Annotated in this window: 45 protein-coding genes; 19 read left to right on the top strand and 26 right to left on the bottom strand. The window is 24.4% G+C overall.

Annotated features, from left to right (window positions below):
- The first annotated feature begins 9 nt into the window (after nt 1–9).
- The 3 genes from AC6I4F_RS01225 (at nt 10) to AC6I4F_RS01215 (ending at nt 740) form a co-directional block, all read left to right on the top strand.
- Nucleotides 10–156 (top strand): hypothetical protein, encoded by a 147-nt coding sequence (locus AC6I4F_RS01225; RefSeq protein WP_497874018.1) that lies wholly within the window; start codon nt 10–12, stop codon nt 154–156.
- On the top strand, nt 105–497 hold the full coding sequence (locus AC6I4F_RS01220; RefSeq protein WP_497874017.1) for a hypothetical protein: 393 nt from the start codon (nt 105–107) through the stop codon (nt 495–497). Before AC6I4F_RS01225 ends, AC6I4F_RS01220 begins: the two co-directional genes overlap by 52 nt.
- 66 nt (nt 498–563) lie before the next feature.
- On the top strand, nt 564–740 hold the full coding sequence (locus AC6I4F_RS01215) for a hypothetical protein (protein ID WP_497874016.1): 177 nt from the start codon (nt 564–566) through the stop codon (nt 738–740).
- Between the two features lie 405 nt (nt 741–1,145).
- Here AC6I4F_RS01215 and AC6I4F_RS01210 read toward each other — a convergent pair whose 3' ends face one another.
- Nucleotides 1,146–1,730 (bottom strand): UPF0236 family transposase-like protein, encoded by a 585-nt coding sequence (locus AC6I4F_RS01210; RefSeq protein ID WP_497874015.1) that lies wholly within the window; start codon nt 1,728–1,730, stop codon nt 1,146–1,148.
- 258 nt (nt 1,731–1,988) lie between these two features.
- Entirely contained in the window at nt 1,989–2,171 is a 183-nt protein-coding gene (locus tag AC6I4F_RS01205) for a hypothetical protein (protein ID WP_497874014.1), read from the bottom strand.
- 399 nt (nt 2,172–2,570) lie between these two features.
- On the opposite strand from AC6I4F_RS01205, the gene AC6I4F_RS01200 reads away from it, so the two are divergent.
- The 12 genes from AC6I4F_RS01200 (at nt 2,571) to AC6I4F_RS01145 (ending at nt 9,937) form a co-directional block, all read left to right on the top strand.
- Nucleotides 2,571–2,831, top strand: coding sequence for a hypothetical protein (locus AC6I4F_RS01200; RefSeq protein ID WP_497874013.1), 261 nt, complete (start codon nt 2,571–2,573; stop codon nt 2,829–2,831).
- Between the two features lie 204 nt (nt 2,832–3,035).
- Nucleotides 3,036–3,278: a hypothetical protein gene (locus AC6I4F_RS01195; RefSeq protein ID WP_497874012.1), complete on the top strand. Its 243-nt coding sequence runs from the start codon at nt 3,036–3,038 to the stop codon at nt 3,276–3,278.
- 165 nt (nt 3,279–3,443) lie between these two features.
- The gene (locus AC6I4F_RS01190; RefSeq protein ID WP_497874011.1) at nt 3,444–3,662 is read left to right on the top strand and encodes a hypothetical protein; all 219 of its coding nucleotides are present in this window, start codon (nt 3,444–3,446) and stop codon (nt 3,660–3,662) included.
- A 49-nt stretch (nt 3,663–3,711) separates the two neighbouring features.
- Nucleotides 3,712–4,596, top strand: coding sequence for a phage terminase large subunit (locus AC6I4F_RS01185; RefSeq protein ID WP_497874010.1), 885 nt, complete (start codon nt 3,712–3,714; stop codon nt 4,594–4,596).
- Nucleotides 4,596–4,793, top strand: coding sequence for a hypothetical protein (locus AC6I4F_RS01180; protein WP_497874009.1), 198 nt, complete (start codon nt 4,596–4,598; stop codon nt 4,791–4,793). The genes AC6I4F_RS01185 and AC6I4F_RS01180 overlap by 1 nt, the downstream gene beginning before the upstream one ends.
- A gap of 3 nt (nt 4,794–4,796) precedes the next feature.
- Nucleotides 4,797–4,970 carry a hypothetical protein gene (locus AC6I4F_RS01175; RefSeq protein ID WP_497874008.1) on the top strand — a complete coding sequence of 58 codons (174 nt, stop codon included), beginning with the start codon at nt 4,797–4,799 and terminating at the stop codon, nt 4,968–4,970.
- 185 nt (nt 4,971–5,155) lie between these two features.
- A complete protein-coding gene (locus tag AC6I4F_RS01170; protein ID WP_497874007.1) occupies nt 5,156–5,542 on the top strand; it encodes a hypothetical protein in 387 nt (128 codons plus the stop codon).
- Nucleotides 5,517–6,287 carry a hypothetical protein gene (locus AC6I4F_RS01165; protein ID WP_497874006.1) on the top strand — a complete coding sequence of 257 codons (771 nt, stop codon included), beginning with the start codon at nt 5,517–5,519 and terminating at the stop codon, nt 6,285–6,287. The genes AC6I4F_RS01170 and AC6I4F_RS01165 overlap by 26 nt, the downstream gene beginning before the upstream one ends.
- On the top strand, nt 6,256–6,696 hold the full coding sequence (locus AC6I4F_RS01160) for a hypothetical protein (protein WP_497874005.1): 441 nt from the start codon (nt 6,256–6,258) through the stop codon (nt 6,694–6,696). The genes AC6I4F_RS01165 and AC6I4F_RS01160 overlap by 32 nt, the downstream gene beginning before the upstream one ends.
- Nucleotides 6,697–7,026: 330 nt before the next feature.
- Nucleotides 7,027–7,959 (top strand): hypothetical protein, encoded by a 933-nt coding sequence (locus AC6I4F_RS01155; RefSeq protein WP_497874004.1) that lies wholly within the window; start codon nt 7,027–7,029, stop codon nt 7,957–7,959.
- Between the two features lie 177 nt (nt 7,960–8,136).
- Nucleotides 8,137–8,616 carry a hypothetical protein gene (locus AC6I4F_RS01150; protein ID WP_497874003.1) on the top strand — a complete coding sequence of 160 codons (480 nt, stop codon included), beginning with the start codon at nt 8,137–8,139 and terminating at the stop codon, nt 8,614–8,616.
- A gap of 82 nt (nt 8,617–8,698) precedes the next feature.
- Nucleotides 8,699–9,937, top strand: coding sequence for an IS256 family transposase (locus tag AC6I4F_RS01145; RefSeq protein ID WP_497874002.1), 1,239 nt, complete (start codon nt 8,699–8,701; stop codon nt 9,935–9,937).
- A gap of 181 nt (nt 9,938–10,118) precedes the next feature.
- Here the strand turns inward: AC6I4F_RS01145 and AC6I4F_RS01140 are convergent, their stop codons facing one another.
- The 17 genes from AC6I4F_RS01140 to AC6I4F_RS01060 all read right to left on the bottom strand — a co-directional run bounded on the left by AC6I4F_RS01140 (nt 10,119) and on the right by AC6I4F_RS01060 (nt 19,566).
- The gene (locus AC6I4F_RS01140) at nt 10,119–10,940 is read right to left on the bottom strand and encodes an IS1595 family transposase (protein ID WP_497874001.1); all 822 of its coding nucleotides are present in this window, start codon (nt 10,938–10,940) and stop codon (nt 10,119–10,121) included.
- 81 nt (nt 10,941–11,021) lie between these two features.
- Nucleotides 11,022–11,264, bottom strand: a complete 243-nt coding sequence (locus AC6I4F_RS01135; protein WP_497874000.1) for a hypothetical protein — start codon at nt 11,262–11,264, stop codon at nt 11,022–11,024.
- 102 nt (nt 11,265–11,366) lie between these two features.
- Entirely contained in the window at nt 11,367–12,515 is a 1,149-nt protein-coding gene (locus tag AC6I4F_RS01130; RefSeq protein ID WP_497873999.1) for a hypothetical protein, read from the bottom strand.
- Between the two features lie 363 nt (nt 12,516–12,878).
- Entirely contained in the window at nt 12,879–13,793 is a 915-nt protein-coding gene (locus AC6I4F_RS01125) for a hypothetical protein (protein ID WP_497873998.1), read from the bottom strand.
- A complete protein-coding gene (locus tag AC6I4F_RS01120; protein ID WP_497873997.1) occupies nt 13,726–14,205 on the bottom strand; it encodes a hypothetical protein in 480 nt (159 codons plus the stop codon). The genes AC6I4F_RS01125 and AC6I4F_RS01120 overlap by 68 nt, the downstream gene beginning before the upstream one ends.
- A 71-nt stretch (nt 14,206–14,276) precedes the next feature.
- Complete coding sequence (locus AC6I4F_RS01115; RefSeq protein WP_497873996.1) at nt 14,277–15,194, bottom strand: hypothetical protein; 918 nt, start codon at nt 15,192–15,194, stop codon at nt 14,277–14,279.
- Nucleotides 15,195–15,305: 111 nt separating this feature from the next.
- Entirely contained in the window at nt 15,306–15,755 is a 450-nt protein-coding gene (locus AC6I4F_RS01110; protein ID WP_497873995.1) for a hypothetical protein, read from the bottom strand.
- A gap of 179 nt (nt 15,756–15,934) precedes the next feature.
- Complete coding sequence (locus AC6I4F_RS01105; protein WP_497873994.1) at nt 15,935–16,309, bottom strand: hypothetical protein; 375 nt, start codon at nt 16,307–16,309, stop codon at nt 15,935–15,937.
- Entirely contained in the window at nt 16,284–16,643 is a 360-nt protein-coding gene (locus tag AC6I4F_RS01100) for a hypothetical protein (RefSeq protein ID WP_497873993.1), read from the bottom strand. The genes AC6I4F_RS01105 and AC6I4F_RS01100 overlap by 26 nt, the downstream gene beginning before the upstream one ends.
- A gap of 116 nt (nt 16,644–16,759) precedes the next feature.
- Nucleotides 16,760–16,951 (bottom strand): hypothetical protein, encoded by a 192-nt coding sequence (locus AC6I4F_RS01095; protein WP_497873992.1) that lies wholly within the window; start codon nt 16,949–16,951, stop codon nt 16,760–16,762.
- Nucleotides 16,952–17,239: 288 nt separating this feature from the next.
- A complete protein-coding gene (locus AC6I4F_RS01090; protein WP_497873991.1) occupies nt 17,240–17,395 on the bottom strand; it encodes a hypothetical protein in 156 nt (51 codons plus the stop codon).
- Between the two features lie 142 nt (nt 17,396–17,537).
- Complete coding sequence (locus tag AC6I4F_RS01085) at nt 17,538–17,798, bottom strand: hypothetical protein (protein WP_338956747.1); 261 nt, start codon at nt 17,796–17,798, stop codon at nt 17,538–17,540.
- Between the two features lie 34 nt (nt 17,799–17,832).
- Nucleotides 17,833–18,033 carry a hypothetical protein gene (locus tag AC6I4F_RS01080; protein ID WP_338956925.1) on the bottom strand — a complete coding sequence of 67 codons (201 nt, stop codon included), beginning with the start codon at nt 18,031–18,033 and terminating at the stop codon, nt 17,833–17,835.
- Between the two features lies 1 nt (nt 18,034).
- Nucleotides 18,035–18,205: a hypothetical protein gene (locus AC6I4F_RS01075; protein WP_497873990.1), complete on the bottom strand. Its 171-nt coding sequence runs from the start codon at nt 18,203–18,205 to the stop codon at nt 18,035–18,037.
- A 17-nt stretch (nt 18,206–18,222) separates the two neighbouring features.
- Nucleotides 18,223–18,351 (bottom strand): hypothetical protein, encoded by a 129-nt coding sequence (locus AC6I4F_RS01070; RefSeq protein ID WP_497873989.1) that lies wholly within the window; start codon nt 18,349–18,351, stop codon nt 18,223–18,225.
- Nucleotides 18,352–18,367: 16 nt separating this feature from the next.
- Entirely contained in the window at nt 18,368–18,535 is a 168-nt protein-coding gene (locus tag AC6I4F_RS01065) for a hypothetical protein (protein WP_497873988.1), read from the bottom strand.
- Nucleotides 18,536–18,783: 248 nt separating this feature from the next.
- Nucleotides 18,784–19,566 carry a hypothetical protein gene (locus AC6I4F_RS01060; RefSeq protein ID WP_497873987.1) on the bottom strand — a complete coding sequence of 261 codons (783 nt, stop codon included), beginning with the start codon at nt 19,564–19,566 and terminating at the stop codon, nt 18,784–18,786.
- A gap of 120 nt (nt 19,567–19,686) precedes the next feature.
- On the opposite strand from AC6I4F_RS01060, the gene AC6I4F_RS01055 reads away from it, so the two are divergent.
- A complete protein-coding gene (locus AC6I4F_RS01055) occupies nt 19,687–20,211 on the top strand; it encodes a transposase (protein ID WP_497873986.1) in 525 nt (174 codons plus the stop codon).
- Between the two features lie 11 nt (nt 20,212–20,222).
- Nucleotides 20,223–20,549: a transposase gene (locus AC6I4F_RS01050; protein ID WP_497873985.1), complete on the top strand. Its 327-nt coding sequence runs from the start codon at nt 20,223–20,225 to the stop codon at nt 20,547–20,549.
- A gap of 264 nt (nt 20,550–20,813) precedes the next feature.
- Here AC6I4F_RS01050 and AC6I4F_RS01045 read toward each other — a convergent pair whose 3' ends face one another.
- The 3 genes from AC6I4F_RS01045 to AC6I4F_RS01035 all read right to left on the bottom strand — a co-directional run bounded on the left by AC6I4F_RS01045 (nt 20,814) and on the right by AC6I4F_RS01035 (nt 22,271).
- On the bottom strand, nt 20,814–21,017 hold the full coding sequence (locus AC6I4F_RS01045; RefSeq protein ID WP_497873984.1) for a hypothetical protein: 204 nt from the start codon (nt 21,015–21,017) through the stop codon (nt 20,814–20,816).
- A 24-nt stretch (nt 21,018–21,041) separates the two neighbouring features.
- Complete coding sequence (locus tag AC6I4F_RS01040) at nt 21,042–21,353, bottom strand: hypothetical protein (protein ID WP_497873983.1); 312 nt, start codon at nt 21,351–21,353, stop codon at nt 21,042–21,044.
- A gap of 102 nt (nt 21,354–21,455) precedes the next feature.
- Nucleotides 21,456–22,271: an IS3 family transposase gene (locus tag AC6I4F_RS01035; protein WP_497874636.1), complete on the bottom strand. Its 816-nt coding sequence runs from the start codon at nt 22,269–22,271 to the stop codon at nt 21,456–21,458.
- Between AC6I4F_RS01035 and AC6I4F_RS01030 the strand changes: the two genes are divergently transcribed.
- Nucleotides 22,254–22,499 (top strand): hypothetical protein, encoded by a 246-nt coding sequence (locus tag AC6I4F_RS01030; RefSeq protein WP_497873982.1) that lies wholly within the window; start codon nt 22,254–22,256, stop codon nt 22,497–22,499. The two genes, AC6I4F_RS01035 and AC6I4F_RS01030, sit on opposite strands and share 18 nt — an antisense overlap.
- Here AC6I4F_RS01030 and AC6I4F_RS01025 read toward each other — a convergent pair.
- Nucleotides 22,477–23,535 (bottom strand): IS1595 family transposase, encoded by a 1,059-nt coding sequence (locus AC6I4F_RS01025; protein WP_497873981.1) that lies wholly within the window; start codon nt 23,533–23,535, stop codon nt 22,477–22,479. The two genes, AC6I4F_RS01030 and AC6I4F_RS01025, sit on opposite strands and share 23 nt — an antisense overlap.
- A 218-nt stretch (nt 23,536–23,753) precedes the next feature.
- A complete protein-coding gene (locus AC6I4F_RS01020; RefSeq protein ID WP_497873980.1) occupies nt 23,754–24,542 on the bottom strand; it encodes a rolling circle replication-associated protein in 789 nt (262 codons plus the stop codon).
- Nucleotides 24,543–24,935: 393 nt separating this feature from the next.
- Between AC6I4F_RS01020 and AC6I4F_RS01015 the strand changes: the two genes are divergently transcribed.
- Complete coding sequence (locus AC6I4F_RS01015) at nt 24,936–25,103, top strand: hypothetical protein (protein WP_497873979.1); 168 nt, start codon at nt 24,936–24,938, stop codon at nt 25,101–25,103.
- 62 nt (nt 25,104–25,165) lie between these two features.
- Here AC6I4F_RS01015 and AC6I4F_RS01010 read toward each other — a convergent pair whose 3' ends face one another.
- Nucleotides 25,166–26,053: a ParB/RepB/Spo0J family partition protein gene (locus AC6I4F_RS01010; RefSeq protein WP_497873978.1), complete on the bottom strand. Its 888-nt coding sequence runs from the start codon at nt 26,051–26,053 to the stop codon at nt 25,166–25,168.
- Entirely contained in the window at nt 26,046–26,810 is a 765-nt protein-coding gene (locus AC6I4F_RS01005; RefSeq protein ID WP_497873977.1) for a ParA family protein, read from the bottom strand. Before AC6I4F_RS01005 ends, AC6I4F_RS01010 begins: the two co-directional genes overlap by 8 nt.
- Between the last annotated feature and the right edge of the window lie 61 nt (nt 26,811–26,871).

Here is a 26,871-nt window from a genome sequence, read left to right as displayed (position 1 = left end):
AACGATTGTTTGAAATATATAGCGAAGTTGAAAGTAATGAAATGTATCAGGTGTTTTTCTTCTAGTTTGAATGTTTCTGATTTGAGAATAATAAGATGTTTTATATGTCACAAACACCTTTGACATCTTGGTTTTATCTCATCTTTAGATGAATAAACACAAAGCATGGTATACCATCAACAGATGTTGCAAGGGAATTGGGTGTGACATATAAAACAGCTTGAAGAATGGGTCATGAAATCAGAACTAGAATTTGGAATCAAGATGCAGGGTTCATTGATGATGGCACAGAACAGATAGATGAAATTTATCTTTCACATGTAGGTTTTATTCAACAAGGATCTTCCTTGGTGAATAAAACCTTGATTGTTGGAGTTTATGAGAAAACCAGCAACAAACTAATTGTGAAAGTATTGAAAAAAGCAGATGAGAAAAAACTTTTATGATTTGCATTGAAACACATTTCTACTGGGTGTTGTCTATTTACGGATTATTAAAAGGGATATGGAAGTTTCAAAAACTTCTATCACAAACATGAAATCGTAAATCATGAAGTTGGGTATGTGTCATCAACAGGTGTAAACACAAACCAGATTGAATCTGCATGAAAACACATCCGACGAACTTTCCGAACACACATAAAAGTTTCAAAACACAATATTCATTTATATTCAAATGAAGCTGCATATAAATTCAATAAGATACCTAGTTTTGAAACTATAATTTTGTGTTTGATTTAGATACATGTGGGGATAATTTCCTAGATAGGCTTTTATCTCCATTTATGTGATAAATTTTAAAATAGTACATAAAGGGATAAAATCCTAATATTATTGTGTAAGTTATTTAAATCATTAACTGCGGTTCTGATCTTACTATCAACTATTACTACTTAATTTCTTATCTTGCTAACTTCTTCTTTTATGGCTGCTAATCTTTTTTGGGCGGTTGTCAAAGGACATATGAGATTAACCCTTAGAATTATGAGTAACATTAACAATATAACTGCAAATTCTATGATTTGTTATTTTAAATTGTACCATAAATTTTAAAAAAATTAAAAAATATAATTACAAAATTACATTTAAACAACACAAAAATTATAATCTTAAAATTAGGTTTTAAAAATATTAAATTTTAACTTATTAAGTACTATTAAGATAACTTCTAGCATTTAAATAATTTGCTTTTGCAATTAACATATTATTTAATGTTTGATAATTATATATTTTTGCTCCATTAGTTAAAGATTTTAAAAAATGATAAACATCACTTTCAGCACTACAACCAATATTTAAACTAGCATTTTGATTAATTATTCCTTGTTCATTATTTTTAAAATAATTATAAGTTTTTTTAGTAACTTTATTATGATTATTTTCTAAAATAGTAATTAATTCATTATAATTACCATTTGAAAAAGTAGTTGTTACATCTAAATACTTTGTTCAATCAAGTGCTTTCTTTTGATGTTTACCACGAACATTAACAAAAGATTTTCATAAATAACTATAAGCATGATATTTATCTAAAATATAATAACAACCCAATCAACTAGCCATTGCTCTAATTCATAATGCACCATCACCAGCAACTACTAAATTATAATTATTATATTCTCAATTAATAGCAAATATATTTAATTTAATATCATAATGATTATTAATAGTTTGCATTGTAAAATTATGTAATTCTTCTTGTTTTGGTGCATTATTAGTTTTAAATAACATAAATGAAGTTATTTTCTTTTCTAATTTATTTCTATATGAATAAATTTCTTTTCTTACTAAATTAAAAGTTAAAAGTCTACAACAATATTGCTGTTTTAAAACATTTTCATCTCAACAAGTTATATAAGCATCATCTGCACATATATTTAATTTTTGATTATGTAATACTTTAAATTTTTCTTCTGGTATTCATTTTTCAATTTTTGATTCTTTAAAAATTCTTGAAATAAGATTTTTAGAAAAAGAAGTATATTTAAATTATGATTGAATATTAAAATAACCTTTTTTACTTATTAAATTTTCAATTAAATTATCTAATATATCAAAATATAAATCATTAGTAATTCTTGCTCTTTTTTTAATACCAAATTCTTCATAAATTGGATAATAATGTTTTTTATTAATTGTATCTCAATAAACTCTTTGTCTAAAAGTATCCATTTCAATTGGAGTATTTACTGTTCTATTAAATGTTCAAGCAACTTTATATTGATTTTTATCTCTATTTAGAAAAAATATTCATCATAATCATAGATTTTTTGAAAATATTTTGCTAAAATATTAGTGATTTCTGATTTTAGAAATTATTTAAAACTAAACATTTTTTTAACAAATTTCTATTTATTTTTTAACTTCAAAATTGTATCAAATTTATTAAAATATTAGTTGAAAAATGTTTATTTTTAGAATATAATATTAAAAAACGATAAAATAAACTGCAAATTCTATTTACGTTTAAAAGATAAATTTTATTAGTTATCTTTTTTTTTAATAAAATAATGTACAATAAAAAAAATATAAATAGAAAATAAAAATAACAGTAAAAATGGATTTAGGATTATGGATATCTTTTGCAATAATAGAGCAGTAATTTGAATTTTATTAATACGCTATGGAATTAGACATTGTCTTAAAAATAATGCTATGGGAGTGTTTATTTTATTCGTTAAATTAAACATATTTGGTTTAGTTTTAGGTTGGGGTATTTTATGAAATAATAAAAATTTTAGTAATAAAAAAGAAGAAGAAAAAATAAAAGAATTAGGAATTTTTAATATTTTAAATGATGAACAGAAAAAAAGTTTGTGGAATTTGTTTTAAAGTTAAAGATAATCCTGAAACTATATGTACTAATTGTTTAAAAAAATTTGAAAAATAGCACTATAAATGCTATTTTTTGTTATAATTATATTATAAAAATTAAATAAAAAAGTATATGAAGTAATTAATAAAGTTAATAATTTATTTTTGTGAAGTTTAACTTAAAGATTATATTAATTATAGAATAAATTTTTTTTAAAGTATATGAAAGTAGATTTTTATGTGCAAGACGAAAAAATAAAAATAAGAACAATTTTTAATGATGCTACAAAATTAAGAGAAGCATTAGAAAATTATTTTATTCATTGTAATGAATTTAAAGAAGTTCCTACAAAATTAGTAATGTTAATTTATTTAGATATAACTGAAAGTACTATTAGGTCTTGAAAACAAAAAAAGAGAAATACTTTTTTACAACAAATTAATTGAGCGCATTCTCAAATTTAACAATTAAATTTACAAATATATTTAACTTCAAGTGCTGGTACTTCATCATGATATTTAGAAAGAGCATTTGTTAATAAATATCATTTATCAACAAAAATTGATAAAAAAAAGTAGTGATAAGATTGCCCCTATAGCAATTAGTTTAGAAAATAAAGGCAAGAATAAATGTTAAGTAATTTTGGTTATTTATTAGATATTGCTAAAAGAATGTATTTAAAACAACCTTTAAATATTACTAAAATTAAACAATTAGGTAGTCGTAAATCTGGTAAAACATTTAGTGATATTGAATTTCTTGGTATTTTATTAATGTTAGATAATATTAATATTCATGCTTATTTAATTCGTAATATGTCAAAACAATTAAATGATAGTTGACAATAATTAAAACAAATTATTAAAGCAAAATATCCTAGTATTAATTTTATTATTAGTGAAACTAAAAAAAACTATTGAATTTAATGGTAGTAAAATAACTTGTAAATATTTACATTCACAAGATAATAGTAATGTTAAATTAACTGGATTAGCAAGTAATTATTTATATGATTATGTAATTATATGAAGTGATGAAAGATATGAAATTACTGAAAATGATTATCAAGATTTAAAAGACGCTATTCGTGGTGCAAATCAATTATTAGAAATTGAAAGTTATAATCCTTGAAGTATTTTAAATGAATTTATTAAAAAAACTATAAATGCTTGTCCTCAAAATGAAAAACAAATTATTAATGAATATGAACAATTTACTATTATTGATAATACTATTTATCATTATCAAAATTGAAAATTAAATACTCATTTAAAAGATAGTGATAAACAACAATTATTAGAAATAGAAAAATTAGACCCAATATCTGCAAGAGTAAGAATTCATGGTTTAGTAGGTTATGAATCTGGTGGAATATATTCACATTTAATTCATAAGATATCACGTTTATTACAACCAAGTTATAGATTTAGTGCTGGATTAGATTATGGGTTTAAAGATGATGCTTTAGCATGTTTATTAATAGGTTTTGATTATAATTTTAAATTTGTTAATGTTATTGATTCATTAAAAATAGAAAATAAATTAGTACCTTATGATAATAAACAATTAGCAAGATTAGTAGTTGAGTTTTATATTAAATTAGCAAAAGAAAATAATTTGTTATCTGAATATGGTTTAACTGTATATTGTGATTTTAGTAATTATACATTTATTGAAATGTTAAATGATACAGCAATTAAATATCAAGTTAATTCATGGCTATATTTTAAAGATTGTGTCAAGTTAAGACTTGAGTTTAGAATAGGTAAAATGTGGCTTTAATGGCTTCAGAACGTTTAAATATTAGTATGAATGCACAAGCATTATTAGATGAATTTAGATTGGCATGAGACCCTAAAAGTATTAAACAGATACCATTAGCGGGTAATGACCATTTAAGAGATGCATTTGATTATGCAATTGAGCCGTATATTAGAAATTTAAGTGCAAATATAAATCCTTATTTTGAAAGGAAGTAACATATGAATAATAATGAAACATTAATATCTAGTAATTCTAATAATACTGAATTATTATCATCTGAATGATGTATGCTTAATTTAACAGAAATGATTGCTAATCATGCTTCAAAACTACTATGGGTTAATGGTTATACATTAACAAGTGAACATGAAGAATATAAAAGAGCAATTTAAAAATTAAAAGAATGAAATAATTTAGATTCATTATTTTATCAAGATTGTAATATTAAATATGATTATGGTTATAGTGTTGTTCAAATTGATAGAAGTAAAACTGGTAGAATATCATTAAATTTTGCTCAACCATATGCTCAATCAAGAGTTGCAAGAGTATTAGAAGCTGAACAAGGTGCTAGTACTTGGTCAAGATACAATATGATGACCAAAGTATTTATGTTAAGATAACATATACTCCAAATCAAATAATTAGATATTTTACTAGCGATACTGTTACTTTAGATGGTTTACAAGAAAAAGTAAGTAAAGAATTACAATTATCTTTAATAGATAATCATAATTTAGGAATTATTCAAGTTAAATTCATGCAAAATTTACCTAAAAAGAATTTCTTTGGTGGAGTTATTGGTGATTATTATCCAGATACAACAGCAATTAAAGGTTTACAAAAATTATTAAATCATAATTTTATTCAATATGGTAAAAAAAATCGGCTTCTTATTCATAATTTAAATCATTGAGTTAAACCTTTAAATTTACGTTTTGAATTTAATTGAAGAAATTGATAAACCTTTAAGTTTTTATATTCAAGGTTTTATGTTTTATTTTAATTATGAGGCTTTTTCTACATTTACTGGTGATTTTGCTTTTAGTTTTTTAGATATTACTGCTCAAGAAATTAATGCAATGACTAAAAGTGATGACCCTAATACTCAAGCATCTGGTGGTGAACTTAAAAAATTAACTGGAGATATGATTTTACAAACAAATTTAAGAAGTTTAGGAAGTACTAGTGGTACACCACCAATTCCCACAATAATGGGTGCGCCAGTTTTAGATAAATATGCAGAATTTATTCAATTTATTATTGATAAAGCATATGAAGGCAGTGGATATAGTCCAGTAAATGATACTACAAGTCAAAAAACTGAAGCAGAAGTATTAATTACTAATTCAAGAGATATGGAAACTACAAGAATTAAAAGAACTTTAAATCAAAGTGATTGAAATGAAATATTTCAAAGATGTTTTATATTAATGGGATTAGATGGCGATAAATCTAAATGAACATTTGAAATTAAAGAAAATACTATTACAGATAGATTAAAATCACTTGAAATTGATGAAGCAGAATTAAGATTAGGAATTACTAATATTAAAAGAATTATTGTTAAGCGTTATGGTGTTAGTGAAGAAGAAGCACAACAAATTATTGATGAAAATAGAAAATATCAAAAAGAAGAAATTGAATTTAATAATACTTTTTTAGGAGAAACTAAAAATGATAACGAAAATAAATCATCAATTAATTAAAACAGTTTGAAAATCAACTGGGGAAATTGAAAAAGATTTTACACAAAATAAAGATTTACAATTTCGTGTATGTCCTTTTACTATTATTTTAGGTGCTATAAATTCAATAGAAACTGGCTATAAACCACCAACTAGTATTTCTAATGATTATACTTCATTTAGTAAAATCTTTACTGGAAGAGAAGCAATACAAGCAGTATGAGACCATTCTCATTATCCTATTCAAAATAAAGATAATCCAGATGAAGCATATAAACAATTACAAATTGGTGATGTATTTTATGGAAATATTTTAAGTGACCAATTAGGTATTACTTATTCAGCAACTACCAATGATAATAGTTTCATTCAAGAACAAGCAATTAAAAATGTAGTTATTAATATTCCAAATGAAAAACAAGAATTTTAGTTTTATTAATAATATTGTTTCAAATTTATATAAGTTATATATGATTCCAGAAATTAATAAAGTTATAAATACTGATAAATCAATTAAAGTTGATAGACAATGATATATTCTTGAAGTTGCTAGTAAAACTTATAATAATAAAAATAAAGAATTAGCATATATTCAATGTACTTTTAGTTCATTAAATGATAAATTAGCACATAGTGGATTAGCAATTAATCAATATGTACAATTAGGTGCCCTTGCTGACCCAGTTGCATTACCAGCATTAGATGAAAATAATAATATTATTTTAGATAGTAATTATTTAACACCATTACCAGTTACTCATTGTCAAATATTTTTTTATGGTTCAGTAAAAGAGGAAGAGATATTGATAATAATCCTATTAATACTAAACAACATAAATATCGACAATTTCCAAGTAAATTATTATTTCCTTGAGAATATCAATGTTCAACTTATGACCCAGTAAGTTTTCAAGCATTAACAGAAACTAATTATGTTTTAACTGTTCAAGGACAATCAACTATGGATGGTTATACAGAATGAAGAAAAGAAGTACTACCATTATATGATGATGGTGCAACTCAACATTATGAAAGTCATTTACTTACTAATTTAGAAAAAACTAAAAATACTAATAAAGTTGATGTTTCAAATAGATTAGTAAATTATTGAGATAATAATTTTTTAAATGGTGCTGAAATTGAAGATTATAATTATGCAACTGCTGGTAATCCATATTTTCAATATTATAATAAAAATAATAAAAAATTTATTGGTAATACTCATTATAATATGAATAATAATAAATTTAAGCAATTAAATACTATAAATGCATTACATTATTTTATTTATAATCCTATTAGCGAAATACATTTAAAAGTTAGAGAAACTATTAAAATTAATCTTAATACTATACCATTATTTGGTTCATTTATGAATGCTTTTGTTGGTAGTTTAGATATTGGTGCAAAGTTAAGTAGTAACTTGTTAATTCCACAATTTAATTATATAAATGGTTTAATATCTGCTGAATTTTATACTTTTTATACAACATTATTATATTCAACACTACCTAGTGGTAATCCTATACCACTTGATATGTTTAGAAATGATACACCAGATTCAATTCAATCAGCATTGGGTTCAGCAAGTCATATGACATCATTTACATTTAATTTAACTGATAAATTATCAATGGCAAGGTTTGATATTAATAATCAATCATTTAATGATATACTGTACAAGAAACAGTAAATTTAGCCCAATTAGATATTAAAAATAAAAATTTAGTTAATTTATTAGCAAAAGATGATATTGATACATCATTATTACAACCACCAGATTTTACTAATACAAATATAATAAAATGAGCAATTGATATGATTGATATTAAAGTTGTAGGTAAAAGTAATTTTAAAATAACATTATAGTATGCCTGATAATAGAAATGGTGCTGTTAATGATAATTTTAGTATTTGAAGTGGTACTTATCAAACAGTTGGTAAAGCAAGTAATAATAGTAGATTAATTCAAAATACATTTATTTTAGCAAATAATACTTTTAAATTTAACCAACCATTTAATTATCCACAATCAATTCATCCAGCACGAATAATAGAGAGAGCGCATTCTATATTTATTGATTTAAGTAATCAAAATAAATATGGAATTAATAATAATATTTCTGAACCATTATCAAGTAAAGATATACATTACTATAGAATGAAACCAAATTGAAGAGAAAATCAAGAAATCGGTAAATTTTTAAACTATATACATATTAATGTTAAAGATTATGGATATGAAAATATTGATAAATTTAAAGATGATTATGAAATTATCACATTTAATTTTAATTTTAATATGAATGCAATATATTCAAATAAATATTTAGGATTAGGTAATGTTTAGTAATCTGTGTAACTTACAAAAATAACTATGTTTAATTAATTCTAGTAAATAAAATTAAATAACTAGAAAGAGTGAGTTACGTATGTCTAAAAAACAAAATATTAATAATAATGATCCAATATCAAAAGCAGTAGATTTATTATTAGAAAATACTGAGGATTTAACAACCGTATTTAAAGAGGGAGGTTTATATAAAGAATTAACAAAAAGATTAGTTGAAAAAATGTTGAATTCTGAAATGCAAAATTATTTAGGATATGAAAAAAATGAACATAATAATAGTGATAATGCTCGCAATGGTATAAATTCAAAAAAATTAATAACCCAACAAGGTAAAATTGAGATTAATGTACCACGAGATCGTAATAGTAATTTTGAGCCAGTAATAGTTGCAAAAAGACAAAGAAGATTTGATGGTTTTGATCAACAAGTTCTTTCATTATATGCCAAAGGCATGACTTTATCAGATATTAGAATGCAGTTACAAGAGTTATATCATGGTGCTGATATTAGTGAAAGTGTTATTAGTCAAATTACTTATGATGTTATTGATGATGTTAAAGCATGACAAAATCGGCCATTAGAAAGTGTTTATCCGATTGTTTATTTTGATTGTATAGTAGTTAAAGTACGACAAGATAAACGAATTATTAACAAATCAGTTTATATAGCACTAGGAGTTGATTTAGAAGGTAAAAAAAATTTTTTAGGTTTATGAATTAGTGAAAATGAAGGTTCTAATTTTTGATTATCTAATTTCACAGAAATGAAAAATCGAGGCTTAAATGATATTCTTATTGCTTGTAGTGACAATTTAACAGGAATGTCAGAAGCAATACAATCAGTTTATCCTAAAACCGAACATCAATTATGCATAGTTCATCAAATTAGAAATAGTTTAAAATATGTTTCATACAAACATAGAAAATCACTAGTTACAGATTTAAAACCAATTTATAGTGCATGTAGTGAAGAACAAGCAATGCAAGCTTTAGAAAATTTTGAAAGTAAATGAAATAAACAATATCCTCAAATTGCTAAATCGTGATATAAAAATTGAGATAATTTAATGGTTTTTATTAGTTATCCTGCAGAAATCAAAAGAGTGATTTATACAACAAATGATATTGAATCTGTTAATAGTCAATTACGAAAAGTTATTATAAATAAAAAAGTTTTTCCAAATGATATGGCAGTTTTCAAAATATTTTACTTAGCAATTGAAAATATAACAAAAAAATGAACAACGCCCATTCAAAATTGAAATACAGCAATTGCTCATTTTATGATAAAATTTGAAGATAGAATTAATCTAAACTAGTAACTTTGTAAAACAAAGATACACAGATTATTAAAAAGCCTCTAGGATTAAATTATACTAATTCTAAAAACTGATTTACACCTATTATTATTAAAGGCTTTTATCCCTTTATGTACTATTTTTAAATTTTATCACATAAATGGAGATAAAAGCCTATCTAGGAAATTATCCCCGCATGTATCTAAATCAAACACAAAATTATAGTTTCAAAACTAGGTATCTTATTGAATTTATATGCAGTTTCTTTTGCATATAAATGAATATTGTGTTTTGAAGCTTTTATGTGTGTTCGGAAAGTTCGTCGGATGTGTTTTCATGCAGATTCAATCTGGTTTGTGTTTACACCTGTTGATGACACATACCCAACTTCATTATTTACGATTTCATGTTTGTGATAGAAGTTTTTGAAACTTCCATATTCTTTCCAAGAATCCGTAAATAGACAACACCAAGTAGAAATGTGTTTCAATGCAAATCATAAAAGGTTTTTCTCATCTGCTTTTTTCAATACTTTCACAATTAGTTTGTTGCTGGTTTTCTCATAAACTCCAACAATCAAGGTTTTATTCAGCAAGGATCTTCCTTGTTTTTTAAAACCTACATGTGAAATATACATTTCATCCATTTGTGCTGTGCCATCATCAATGAACCCTGCATCTTTATTCCAAATTATAGTTATGATTTCATGACCCATTCTTCAAGCTGTTTTATATGTCACACCCAATTCTTTTGCAACATCTGTTGATGGTATACCATGATTTGTGTTTATTCATCTAAAGATGAGATAAAACCAAGATGTCAAAGGTGTTTGTGACTTGTGAAAAATGGTGTCATGAAGAATACTAAATGTTTGATGACATTTCAAACATCTCGTTCTTATCAAATCAGAAACATTCAAACTAGAAGAAGCACACCTGATACATTTCATTACTTTCAACTTCGCTATATATTTCAAACAATCGTTTTCATTTTGAAATATGCTATTGAATTCATTTCAATTCATTTTTTCCTCCACACTAGTACATGTGGGGATAATTTCCTTATTAAATTAAATGATATTGGTAATATTGCTGATAGTGAAGGTTTAAATGCAAGTTTTCAAGATTATAACTCCATTACTTGTAGGATTTCATTGACAATCTTTATCTTCATTTGTAAATGGTGAAGCAATATCTAAAAATTCAGTATCTTCTGCTAAAATATAAACTTTATTATTTTTCTTTTGTGATAAATCAACTGTACTTATTTGTTCTTTTATAGTTAATTTCTGACCAGTAGTAGGGTCTCATGGATAAACACTTACTCTATCACTTAATTTCATAGTCATAGCAGTTGTTGAAACATTAGCACCTAATAATTTACCAATAGTAAAATCATTATCATTTGTAAAAGCATTTAAGGGAATTAAACCACCATTACCAATAATACTTTATAAATTAATTGTAAAAAATGCTGACATAAAACCATTAAAATATAACATTTTTTTATATTGTTGAACATTTTGAGTAATAACTCAACTACTTCAAATACCTAATGTTAAAGCATTTAATAATTTACCAATTAAAGGAATATCACTTAAAGCAAAAGGTAATCATTGATTTGAATCATAAGGCATTTGTATTAAAGGACTAAATACAACTGAATTAAAATTTAATATTGTTGACATATATTTTTGTGTTATTTTACTATAATCAACAGTTGGACTTCCTATAATTAAATGTGTATCTGGGTCTTTATATTTAAAATTACTACTCATATCAACATTATAATTACCCGTTAAATTATTTATATTTCATTCACTATCTCAAAATAATTTAGCTTCTCCTACTGATGTACCATTACTTAATCTTGCTTTATCTTTATCAAAAGAAAGCATACCTTTAAAATCTTTTGTTACAAATAAATTATCTTGAAAATTTAATGAAGTTTTTAATCATTCTGTAAAATTTTTAAAATTAGTAAATCCAGTAGGTTTAGCATCCATAATATTATAAAATGTTGTTTCTGGATGACTACTTGTTGTTATTTTATCATTTATACCAGCAAGTAAACCACCATTATTTTTAATATTAGTTGTATATTTTTCATTATTACCAGCAATAAATAATCTTCTTGAAGCAAATACTTTACTTTCAAATATTTCTTCATTATTTTGTTGTATTGGTTCTTGACCTTGTATTATTGGTCTTCCATAATAATAACAACTTGATAATAATTCTAATCCATAACTTTGTCTATGACTATATCTTACTCCTATATCTTTCATTAAAGTACGATTTAATGTTACTTTTCCTTTTTGAATAGTAGGAAAAGCATAACCACTACCCGGGCTTGCATATTGTACAAAATCAAGTGTATTTTGACCACTACTAATTACTCTATCATTTAAACTACTAAAAGTTAAAACTTGCATACTAAATGCAGCATTATAAGGACTATAATAATTTGTTACATTTGAAATATATAATAATTGTCTATCTTGATTTTTTCCGCTATTACCACCAATATTTTCATTTTCATCATTAAATAAAACAAAAAAATGTAAATAATCATCAATTGTAATATGTTCTTCAAACATTACTAAAGTATATTGTCTTTTAGTTTGTACTGTTTTAAATATTTGATTATTTGGTAAATTACTAAAATCAACACCACTTGTATCATCAATTAAATAAGCATTTCAATAATCACCAATTTTATATTGTTTTGTATAAAATTCATCTTGACCACTAGGTTTATGAGTTATAGGGTCAATAATTCCTTTGTTTTTTTGATATATTTTTGTACTATTTTTTCAAATACAAACAACTGGAGTATTACCAGTTAAAATTAATTCATATTGTCCAAAATCACTTATTTTACTATTAATTGGTTTATAACCAGTTTCACAGTTAAAGGTATAGTACCATTATTTATAATAAATGAAAATATTTTTCAATAACTACATCTCTTTATTAATTGTTGAGTTTGCTTTAATTCTAGATGTGCTTGTTTCATTAATTAAATTTTCATTGCGTTGCTCATTATCATTTGTGTTTTCTCCAATTTCATTATTTATTTTTTTAGTTTCTTTAATAATATGTTTTAATTTATTTTCAGCCATTAAATGGTCAATATTATCATATTCACCAATTGCTTCTTCTTGTGACATTGTGCCATTATTTAATCTTGAATTAATAATTTGGTCTTGTACAATTTGGTGAGTCATAGCAATTGGAATAAATTTAAAACTATAAGGTCTTTCTCTAATTCCATTTCAATAATTTTGACCACTTTCTTTTTTTGAATAAGTAACTAAAATATCAAGTATTCTATAAATATAAGGAGTATAATGTGCAATTTTTGTTTCTGTAGTTTCCATATCATATTTATTATTAAAAATACTTTGAGTTTTATTAGTATAAACATCACTACCATGTTCATCATAATCATAACCAGCACCTTTAAATATTAATTTAGCAGTATTATTAATATCTAATCAATAATTATCAAATTTAGGGTCACCTTGAATAATAACCATACTTGAATTACCATTTTTATTATAAATTTCTACACCAACATCAATAAGAAAATCATCAGCAAATTCACTAATATCAATTTCATTATTTTTTAATTTTAATATTTGTTCTGGTTTTAATTTACCTAATGCTCTAGTTCTATTTAATACTCTTTCTTTTTGTTTTTGTGTAAATGCTTTATTAACATCATGAATTAATTTATAAACATTTTGACAATCTGGATAAGTATTTAATTGTGTTGAATTACCATATAAATTTAAATACGGTAAATTAGTTATTTCTACAATTGGTAAATAATCAAATGAATTTTTTAATTCATATTCTTCAATTTGGTTCAATATCTGGTTTCATTTTAGTTTTTGTAGAACCTAAAATAATTTCTTTTGAACCACTAAATACTTCAACTTTTACTTTTCCATTTTGCATTGTTACTCAAGTTAATTTTGCACTATCACTTTGTTCTTGTTGAAAAAATAATTCTGTTGATTGTTCTTGCTCATTAAATTTAGCAACTCTATACATAAAACTTGGTGTTGGAACAAGTAATGCTAATTCATTATTTTTAGTTAACATTCACATTAAAAATGATTTTCCTAATAAACTTTCTTGTAAACCAAATTTATATAATCTTTCAAATCATTTATCTTTATCTTTTAATTTATTTAAAAAATCTAATAAATTTTTATCTTTACTTTGAAATAATAAACCTTTACCTAATCATAATTTAGTTGATTTTTGAGCAATAATCATAGGTATATCTAAAAATCATTCTACTTTATCAAAAGTATCTAAATATTAATATGGATTATTATTTATCATTTTTATCACTCCTTATTAAATAAATTAAATTTATTTTTATTAATTAATAATTCATTATTTATTTGTTCAATTAATCATTTCATATCATTCATTAATGCATAACAATCACTATCTCAAGTATCATCATGTAAATCTAACATTTGTGGTTCATTATTAATATTATCTAATTTAGTTTTAGATAATCATTGAATTAAATTATATTGAAGTTTAGTATTAGGACAACGTTCTCAATTATAACTAAGAAATTGTTTTATTAATCCAGTAGTAGTAAAATCTATTCTATCTTTTAAAAACATTATTGATTTATCAACTGGTTCAAAATTTAATAATTTCATATTTTTTTTATTTTTTTCTACATTTAAAACATCAATAAATGCTTGAACACCATTACCATAATCAACATAACAAGTAAAACCAGAAAACATAACATGATATTTTTGTGCTTCATGTAAATAATAATCAATAATACTATTTGCTAATTCATAAGTATTTTTAAATTGCATAGTATTATTACTATGATAAAATTCACTTAATTTATGTGCTTTAGTTTTACTTTGATTTAAACATCATAAACTTCCTGCTGTAGGATGACCGTTTGGACTTGTAGCATAACCAATATCTAAACCTGCTCTAAAATAATATGGTTGAAATTCTAATTTAGTATTAACTTTATCTAAAAATCTTGCAAAAATAGCACCAGTTAAAATACTAGGTACACCATAATATCAACTTTGTGCTTTAATAGGGTCTAATACTTTTAATTCTTCTAAATCATTAATCATATCTAATGTCAAATTATGAGCATTTACTTTTCAATTTGAATAATGAAATAATTTAAAAATATTATTATCAAAGACTGATTTAATTTGTTCATTATTTTTTTTCATAATTTCTAAATTAAATGGAACAATATTATTCATATATTCAATAAAATATTGATAAATATTATCTGGATTACAACTTTTTATTTTTATTCTTTTTTTAGCATTACCTAATGCAAATGTAATTGCTTGAAATTCTTGTTGACTAAATTAATTTGCTTCTTCACATCATTTAATTGCTAAATCAAAACCTTTTATTTCACTACGAGAAAGTTCTTTTAAAGGTATTCTATCATTTGAATTACTATATACACCCATAACTCTAATAAATGATTTACTACCTTTAAAACGAAAATCTGCTTGTTTATTTGGATATTTTAGACTAAAATCTTTATAATCATTTAATCCAATTATTAATAAAGCATTATATATTTCTTTAACTAAATCATTAATATCTTTATTTAATTTCCTAAAACAATATATAGCAATTGATTTATTAACTTTAATTGAAATTGCAATTAATATTGCTAATTCTTCTACAATACTATATGTTTTACTTGAATATCTACTTCCACTTAAATTATATTCACTATGAGTAAAATCACTTTTATTTAATAATCAATAACTAATTTCATGTAAATAAGTAAATTCTTTATTCATAATATTATTCCTGTAATTCTTCTAATTTTCATACATTACCTTTTAAATTACCTTTTCCAGTATAAATAGTAATCAATTTTGCATGTTGAACTGATAAAATTACTATATTAGCACTATCATTAATGGTTTGTATTTGTACACCAGCAATTTTTTATGGATGGGTTACGCTTTATTGGACACTAATTACGTAGACAAGTGAACAAAGGACTATTTGGTGGTACTGGTACAACTTTCTCACTTGAAAAAATATTAATTTGACTAAATGAAACCTCCGGTGGAATAGTTAAATTTGTAGTTCCATGAATATCAAAAAATACAGTTAAATGTCTTAAATTTGGAACACGAACCGGCATAGTAACAAAATTATACAAATCTTGCATATAAACATCATTACCAATTTTTCCTTTAAAAACATATTTTGTATCACCAACATAATCTAAAAAACTAAAAGCAAAATCACCAGTAAATGTAGAAAAAGCCTCATAATTAAAATAAAACATAAAACCTTGAATATAAAAACTTAAAGGTTTATCAATTTCTTCAATTAAATTCAAAACGTAAATTTAAAGGTTTAACTCAATGATTTAAATTATGAATAAGAAGCCGATTTTTTTTACCATATTGAATAAAATTATGATTGAACATAATACGGGAAATATCATCTAACTGATATCTCCTAAAAGAATAAACACCAGTTCCAGTATTAAGTGTTGTCTTTTTAACACCTACAACATCACTTTGATATTCAAAATCCAAATCATTATCTACACCACCTATAATTTCACCACTAACTAATTTTAAATCCGGTTGGTCAATGTCAAAATAAGCAGAATTTCATGGAATTGTTGCTCAATCATTAAAATCATTATACTTAACGTGTTTAATCATTTATTTTTTAATATCATAATTAACAACATTAGGGTCATTTGAAACAATTAAAGAAGTTGGTGCTTGAACAGAAGTATTTACAACAAAAAATAATTTAGCAAACTTAAATCACATAATTATTTACCAAAAAAACATCTTAAAACTCACCATAAACCATAAAATATAATAAATCCAATAAAAAACTGTGGCCCATAAACTACTAAATTTCATAAAATAGTAGTAAATTGGTCAACTGGACTTCCTATAAACATAGTTCAGTAATCAACTATACATTTATGAATTTGATTATAAATATCTCAAACACTCATATTTAACACCTACCCAAATAATGACCTAAAAATAAATTTAATACTACGATAAACAAAATTAAAAAATACACCTAATACCAATCAAAAAGTCAAATTAAACAAAATATAAACTTCATCAGTAATATTTGATTGATTTAAAAATATTGAAATATCTTTATTAGAAAATATAAAAATTAAATGCAATATACTATTTACAAAATCACTCATAACTAATTACCAACTCCTCAACCACTAGATGTTCCAGTAAATTTGTTACCACCATCACCACCTTTAAATTTACCTTGTTTTTTATTTTTTTTTTAATTTATCAATACGTTTACTATGAACCTTAGCAATTTTTTTACCAACAAATTTTGAACTGCCTTTAATATTTCTATAACTTTGCTTTACATTCCCAGATGTAGAAACTGGCTGAATATCAATATTTAAAAACTGACATTGCAAACTTTATTAAAAGAATAAAAACAACAAAAGTTCCCAAATTAAAACCTAAATCTGCTATTGGCAAATTTCAAAATTTCATAAAAATTTGTCCAAATAGTTCTAAAACTTTTGAAATAAAAGCAACACCCATAATAAACTACTACTATATTATTTTTAATAATTTTAAAATTAATGAAAAAGTAAAAAGCACTAAAATAATTGCTAACAATGGTGCTGGCATTGAAACTATTTGCTGTGAACTATCACCAAAAATAAAACTTTTAATAACCAAAGACAAATTATGTAAACCAGAAAAATCAGTAATATAACTTTGCAAAATATTTTGCACAATATTATTTAAAGAAGGTAAAAGTTTACCTAATAAAGGAAAAACAAAAATTATTGCAAAAAATAATTTAATCATAACTATTACCTCCTAAAAACAACTTTAATTTTTTCTATCTAAATCCACGAATAATATGTCCAATAAATTCTTTAATAAATACTAAAACCATCATAAATATTGGAATTAAAACCGGTCAATTTGTCATTATTGAATCACCAGCAAATACTCAGTTAAAAACATAACTAAAAGATTCTAATAATTTTTGGCCAATACCTCCAATCATTTCTATTAAAGCACTTAATCCTTTTGGCATACTAATCACCTCCCTCCTCTAACTCTTTTCTTGCTCTTTCTTTACGCTTTTGTTCTTTACAATATCAACAATCTGGGTCAACTACATTGTGTTTTCTATGTTTAAATTTTCAAACTAACTTTTTAATAGTACCTTTAAAAGCCGAAGAAGTACCAAGCACAGCAATTATCACAACTATTCACTTAACGATTATTTTTTACCCCCTAATAAAAAATCATCATAATTCATATTTTCACTTAATTTTTGGTCAAAATTTCTTTTTGCTTTTTTCTTATGCAATTTTTGTCTTGGCATATTTTTTCATTTATCTTTTTTCATAAAATTAATTCACTCCTTATAAAATAAATGTTATTATAGTTTTATTTTGTTCATTATTTCTTAAATTTTCATTATTAATTTCTAATAATTTACTTTGAAATTCTAATGTTTGTTTTAATTCTTTTACTTTATTATTTAAATTTTGAAATTTTCTTTCTAATTTTTGTTTTTGATTTTCTTTCAACTTTTAAATCATTCTTTTTAATAAATTTATTTTCTTTTCTCTTAAAAAATCAATTTGTTATTTTATTTTTAATATTATTTCATGGAATACCAATATAACCCACAACAATACCAATTAAGATAGATACTGGTTTAGTTGAAACAATTCCTAAAAATATAATGCTAGGAATTAATCCTAAAAATATACTAAATGTAATACATCCAGTTAATGCCATAAATTTTAAAATTCATCACATATATATTTTCACTTTAAACACCACCTAGTGTATAAGCATAAGAATAATCTCGATTTAAACTTGCTCTATCTAAATTAATCTCTGACATACTATCATCATTTAAATCAACATCAACCACCATACCGTCATCTGTACTTTGATAATCATTAACACTGCCATTAATTAATCTTGCTCTTTCATCAGTAAATACTTCTTGTAATTCTGTATTATTATGTGTATATCCTAACGGTAACAATAAAGTATTTATAATCTCACTTGCTCCCGCAATAATCGTAGGAATAGCAAAATAATTACTAAAATCATTATTAATACCCATAGCAATACCACTACTAATCAAAAATCCACCAGTAGCCATATTTGCTATCTTTCTTATATTTTGAAATCTATTAGGTATTAATTTAGTTAAACCACTAATAACATTTGCTATACCAAAACTATTTAAAGATATATAAGTATCTCAATCTACAAAAGGATTATCAACTACTGGCTTAGGTGTTGGTATTGGATTAGGAATTGGGGGTTCAGTAGGGCAAGGTGGTCAAAAACATGGTTCATCTCTTAATAAAGAAACTGACTTATCTACATAATGAACAAACTTAGCATAATTAATTAAATCAATTGTTCCTAAACCTAAAAATATCTTTTTATAACTATTAATAACTTTATTTCTAGTAGTTAGTCTTTGATTAATATTCCATATATCAATTCCTAACTTTTTACTAAATAACAAAGAATTAATAGAACCTAATACTGGGTCTTTTAAATATTGACCATAATATGCACTAACTCCAACCATAGCACTTAATGGACTTATTCCAGTTCTTAATATTTTAGTTAAAGTATAATTACTAGTTTGTTATAACTCATTAGGCATAAATAAAACTCCTTACTTTATATACTAATAAGAAGCTTATTTATGAACGAAATTATCCCCACATGTACTAGTGTGGAGGAAAAAATGAATTGAAATGAATTCAATAGCATATTTCAAAATGAAAACGATTGTTTGAAATATATAGCGAAGTTGAAAGTAATGAAATGTATCAGGTGTGCTTCTTCTAGTTTTAATGTTTCTGATTTGAGAAGAATAAGATGTTTGAAATGTCATCAAACATTTAGTATTCTTCATGACACCATTTTTCACAAGTCACAAACACCTTTGACATCTTGGTTTTATCTCATCTTTAGATGAATAAACACAAAGCATGGTATACTATCAACAGATGTTGCAAGGGAATTGGGTGTGACATATAAAACAGCTTGAAGAATGGGTCATGAAATCAGAACTAGAATTTGGAATCAAGATGCAGGGTTCATTGATGATGGCACAGCACAGATGGATGAAATGTATCTTTCACATGTAGGTTTTATTCAACAAGGAAGATCCTTGTTGAATAAAACCTTGATTATTGGAATTTATCAAAAAAAACCAATAATTTAATTGTAAAAGTATTGAAAAACGCAAATAGTAAAAATCTTTTGCAGTTTGCAAGAAACCACATTTCTACTGGGTGTTGTTTGTTTACGGATTCTTGGAAGGGATATGGAAGTTTCAAAAACTTCTATCACAAACATGAAATCGTAAATCATGAAGTTGGGTATGTGTCATCAACAGGTGTAAACACAAACCAGATTGAATCTGCATGAAAACACATCCGACGAACTTTTCGAACACACATAAAAGTTTCAAAACACAATATTCATTTATATGCAAAAGAAGTTGCATATAAATTCAATAAGATACCTAGTTTTGAAACTATAATTTTGTGTTTGATTTAGATACATGTGGGGATAATTTCCTAGATAGGATTTTATCTCCATTTATGTGATAAAATTTAAAAATAGTACATAAAGGGATAAAAGCCTTTATGAATTATAATCTAATCCATTAGGGCTTAATGAAATATATATAATCCATATATAAGCCCCTTATTCAATTTTTACTTATTTCTTTTATTCTCTTTTCTTATTCGTTCCATTTCATTAGCAACTCTATAACACATTTCACAACCATATACTCGCTCATAAGTCCAATCACTACACTTATGTCTCATAATTTAACTTACTTTCTTGTTGTCTCATTGATTTATTTAAAGCAATATCTAATATACAATTTGGACAATAATATTTTCTAGTATATAAGTTTTGTAAAACTCTTTTAGGACAAATAACTTGGTCACAAAGTTTACACATATAAATCGCTAAATGAAATGCTTGTTCACATGAACGATTATCATTTTTAGCCATAATTTAAAATTAACTCCTAACATATTAATAATTATTTAAAATTACCCTTTTAATAAATAAATATTTTCAATTAGAAAATTTTTTAATATTACCGCTTAAATCAAGTTCAAGTGAATAAAAATTACCAACTTTTAAATCAACAATAGATAAACAATTATTAAAATCACTAGCAAATTCCGGATTATATCATTTATCACGTGTTTGACCAGTTGGCACGCTTCTTTGTTTATTTATTTCTACAAACTTCAAAACATCAAACTTTAATGTTTGACCTTTATTATTTTTATCGGTAATAATAGGCCCTTTTTCAATATTAACTAACTGTACTTTAAACATAAAAAAACTTAACCTCCTTAGCAAACGGTTAATTAAAACCAAGTTAAGATGTGGGTAAAACCATCTTAGTTATAAATATACAGATTGGAATGGCAACCTTTTTTAGGACTGTTTTTTGGTAGACATTTGTGCTTGGTGTTTTATGGGGGTTCAGTAGTTTAGAGTGCTGTGGATTCTTATGTTGTTGTATCAATTGATATAATCAAATAATTCTAATTTTAATTGGATTAATGATGTAAAATTTTTATCATTAATAAACTCTGTTTTGAAAGTTTTGAAAGTTGCTTCAGCAACAGCCTTATCATAATGACAACCTTTTTTGCTTAAAGAGCGGGTAATATTGAAGGCTAATAAAAGTTTATCAATAGTTTTATTATTAAATTCATTACCGCGATCGCTATGAAATATTTGAATATTTTTTAAACAACGATTTGAGCACATAAATGCTTGATATAATAATGATGCATCTTTTTTAGTACCTACACTATGTCCAATAATTTCGCGATTGTACAGGTCGATTAATAATCAAATATAGTTTCATTTACCATTAAATTGAACATAAGTTAAATCACTAACAATAACTTCATTTTTAAGCATATTATTAAAGTCTCTATTAACAAGATTAGTAATTTGACTATCATTGACTTTATTATGATAATTTTTGTATGATAATTTAGTGTATTTTGATATTAAATTATGTTTATTCATAATTTTTTTAATTTTTCGTCTTGATAAATTAATTTTCTTTTCTTTTAGAAAAACTTTTAATCTTCTTGTTCCATAAGTTTCTTTATTTTCTTTAAAAGCACTAATAACAACTTCATCATACATATTATTTTGAATTTTATCTTCTTTTTTCTTGAAATTAAAATAATATGTTGATTTAGAGATTTTTAAAAAATGAGACATTGTACGAATTTTATATTTAACTTTATTTTTAGTAATAATTTCTATTTTCTGCCTATTATTAGTGCTGCTTGCTTTAAAATATCATTTTCCGTTCTTAATTGTTTTAATTCTTTTCTTAATTTAATTAAAAATTTTATCTCTTTATGTACTATTTTTAAATTTTATCACATAAATGGAGATAAAATTCTATCTAGGAAATTATCCCCACATGTATCTAAATCAAACACAAAATTATAGTTTCAAAACTAGGTATCTTATTGAATTTATATGCAAAAGAAGCTGTATATAAATGAATATTGTGTTTTGAAACTTTTATGTGTGTTCGGAAAGTTCGTCGGATGTGTTTTCATGCAGATTCAATCTGGTTTGTGTTTACACCTGTTGATGACACATACCCAACTTCATGATTTACGATTTCATGTTTGTGATAGAAGTTTTTGAAAATTCTATATCCCTTCCAAGAATCCGTAAATAGACAACACCCAGTAGAAATGTGTTTCAATGCAAATCATAAAAGGTTTTTCTCATCTGCTTTTTTCAATACTTTCAAAATTAGTTTGTTGCTGGTTTTCTCATAAACTCCAACAATCAAGTTTTTATTCAACAAGGATCTTCCTTGTTTTTTAAAACCTACATGTGAAAGATACATTTCATCTATCTGTGCTGTGCCATCATCAATGAACCCTGCATCTTGATTCCAAATTCTAGTTCTGATTTCATGACCCATTCTTCAAACTGTTTTATATGTCACACCCAATTCCCTTGCAACATCTGTTGATGGTATACCATGCTTTGTGTTTATTCATCTAAAGATGAAATAAAACCAAGATGTCAAAGGTGTTTGTGACTTGTGAAAAATGGTGTCATGAAGAATACTAAATGTTTGATGACATTTCAAACATCTTATTCTTCTAAAATCAGAAACATTCAAAATAGAAGAAGCACACCTGATACATTTTATTACTTTCAACTTCGCTATATATTTCAAACAATCGTTTTCATGTTGAAATATGCTATTGAATTCATTTCAATTCATTTTTTCCTCCACACTAGTACATGTGGGGATAATTTCCTTAATTAATTCATTTTCATCAACAAAACGGTTATCTTTGGTTTTAAAACTGCCTGAATTAGTAAATTGCTTAATTCAATTATAAGTAGCTGCTCTTGTAACATTGTACTCTTTAGCAAGACAAGACACTGACTTACCACTTTGATATAAAGTTACTATTTGTTTTTTTAATTCATTTGAATATGAATTAATATTGGCCATAATTATAATTCCTTTTTTTTAACTAATTTGTTCACTTGTCTACGTAATTAGTGTCCAATAAAGTGTAACCCATCCAGATATTTATATATATTTCAAGTAAAAACAAAAAATGCCAAAATAAAGTAAGGTCTGCTAAGGTAACTTTAAATTATTTTGACAATAACAATTATATATATATATATATATACAAGTAAAAATATAAAAAAATAGTTTTTTTTCTAGTGCAAAACTCTTTTCTTAAAATCTATTATCTCAACTTTATTACCAAAAACTTTATCTACCCAAGTCAAAACATCTTTATCTTTTTGAATTAAATAACCTATTTCACTAGTCCGTAAATAATGTTTATGCGATAAAGCACTTAAATATACATATTTTTCATAATCTTCATAATCTTTAAAATAATCATTTACAACAGTACTTTCGATAATAACCCCAATCATAACAGTTTCACCACTACTATCTCTTTGAGATTTAAAATAAAATACATTTGTAGCATTAAAACTTGCATTAATTATATCTTGAATTCTCATCTTTTTAATACCACGAACTACAATAGGATTTTTACAATTACGACTAAAAGCATATGATTTTATACCTATATCTGCTTGATTTAAAGATTTAACATCATCTAACGCTTTTGTAACATATTTTCCCAAATATTTAATTACAAATTCATTTGTACCTTTCTTAACAACAATTAAATTAATACCTTGTTTCTCAGCATGTGGTCATCAATCAATTATCATACTATAAGGTATTTTGCGATTAAATAATATATGAAAATGAACTGCTCCACGAGTTTGATATTCATAAACATAAAAATGTTTTAATTCACCTAAATATTTAGAAAGTTTAGGGTCATTTCATCATTTCTTTAATTTAAGAAAAAATAAGCGAATATCTTTTTTTGCTTTTCTAATATCTTGCATATTATCTTTATAAGTTAAAGTAAGAAAACTTAACATTTGACTATCATAAAAATTATGTAATGCTTTTTGTATCAAATTAGTTTTAGTACGAGAAGTATTATTTCTTAATTTCTGTTTATTACAAACATAAGATTTACCCCTAATATTTCCAAAATTATTTAAAAAAGAAATAGGCAAAACAACGTTTTTAACATAACAAGCATAAAAAAATCTTTTTGATATAAAAATCTTGTTGAGTATCCATATAAAAAATCTTTAGCAACACTATTATAAAAATAGCAAATTTTATATTTTAATAACAAACAAATCTTAAAATAAAAAAATTATAAAAGCAAACACAAAACAAAAATGATACTTAATTTAATAAATAACATTATAACATCAAATATAATGATAAAAACTTTTACAATAGTATATAATTATAAATAAGTAAGGCTTAAAAATAAATATAACTTTTAGGAGGAAAATATGGAAAAGAAACTTTTAACTTATCCTCATGATATATCAAAAAAATTATTAATCATACTAAGTATAAGTAAAATTGCAATTGGTTTGTCTATCTTATTTGTTTTTATTACAAACTTAATTATCTATATTAATTCAGGATTAATATTTCCTTTTAGAGAAATAACATAAAATAAATTTACAAAATAAAAAATGAGTATAAATGTTTTAAAGCATTTATACTCATTTTAAATTTATATTGATTTTAAAAATTCTAAAATTCGATTTAATTCTTTGTGATTACTATAATTGATGATTAGTTGTTTTTTATTGATTTTTACTTTAGTATCTAAAGTTCTTGATAAAGTATTTTCTAATGCTACTAAATGAAGATCTGACTTTTTATTAACATTTTGTTTTTGATTTAAACTTAATTGTTGCATCTTAATAACATCTTCAACCTTACGAACACTTCATTGTTCACTATATGCCCTTTTAGCAATAGTTACCATTAAATTAAGATTAGTACCTAAACTTAATAATGGTTTAACATGACCCATTGTTAATTCATTGCGTTGAAGCATTTGTAAAATCTCTACTGGCAATTGCAAAATTCGTAAAGTATTAGCAATGTGACTACGTGATTTATTAACTTTTTGTGAGAGTTGTTCTTGAGTTCATTTCATTTTACTAATTAAAGTTTGATATGCCTGTGCTTCTTCAAAAGCATTCAAATCAACACGTTGAATATTTTCAATCAAAGCAAATTCCATTAATTGTTGATCTGTTACTTCAATAGTTACTGCAGAGATCTCTGTTAAACCTGCTAATTTTGCAGCTTTAGTTCTACGTTCACCAGCAACTAATTGAAAAACACCATCTGTTATCGTTTTTTTAACAATAATTGGTTGAATTAAACCATGAACTTTAATTGAATCACTTAGTTCTTTAATTTCTTGTTCATTAAATACTAAACGTGGTTGATATGGATTAGGAATAATTTTAGCAAGAGAAATAGTTTGTGAAAAAGTTTTAGCAATTTCTGGTGAACTTTCAATGTTAGTTATCAAATCATTTAAACCTTCACCAAAAATTGATGCTAAGCCTTTAGCAGAAATACGATTTTTTTTATCATTAGACATTATTTAACACCTCATTCACTAAACTTTGATAAGCAATAGCACCACTGCAACGTGGCCGATAACTAAAAATATTTTTACCATGACTTGGTGCTTCACTTAGGGTTACATTTCTTGGAATATAATTTTTATAAACTTTTTCTCTAAAATTTTTTTGAATTTCTTTGATAACTTCAACAGAAGAAGTTGTTCTAATATTAACCATAGTTAATAAAATGCCTTCAATTTCTAAATTGGGATTAAATAATTGTTGTACTAAACGAATAGTAGATAATAATTGTACCAAACCAACTAATGCATAAAACTCAGCTTGTAACGGAATAATAACTGAATTAGCTGAACCTAAAGCATTACGATTAACTAATCCTAAACTAGGCGGACAGTCAATAATAATAAAATCATATACTTCCTTTACGGGTTCTAATTTTTCTAATAAAATATTTCTTTTATTACGAGATTGCTCTAATAAAAATATTTCGGCTCCCGCCAAAGAAATGGTCGATGGTAATAAATCTACTCCTTGACAAACTTCAGTTTTAATGACTTTTTCCAATGGAACATCATGTACTAAAAAATCATATATATCTTGTTCAACTTTATCAGCAGCAAAACCCATTGAAATAGTAGCACTACCTTGTGGATCCAAATCAATAAGTAACACTTTTTTATTTTTTATACCTAAACCTGCAGCAAGATTAGTAGCAGTAGTTGTTTTTCCAACTCCACCTTTTTGATTAGCAATTGCAATAATTTTGCCCATAATAATTACCTTTCTAAATTAATAGACTAATATTTTATCCTACTAATTAAGTTTAACACTA

Source organism: Spiroplasma ixodetis, from assembly GCF_059729505.1.
The sequence above is the reverse complement of the archived record's forward strand: the minus strand, read 5'-3'. Positions and strand labels throughout refer to the sequence as shown.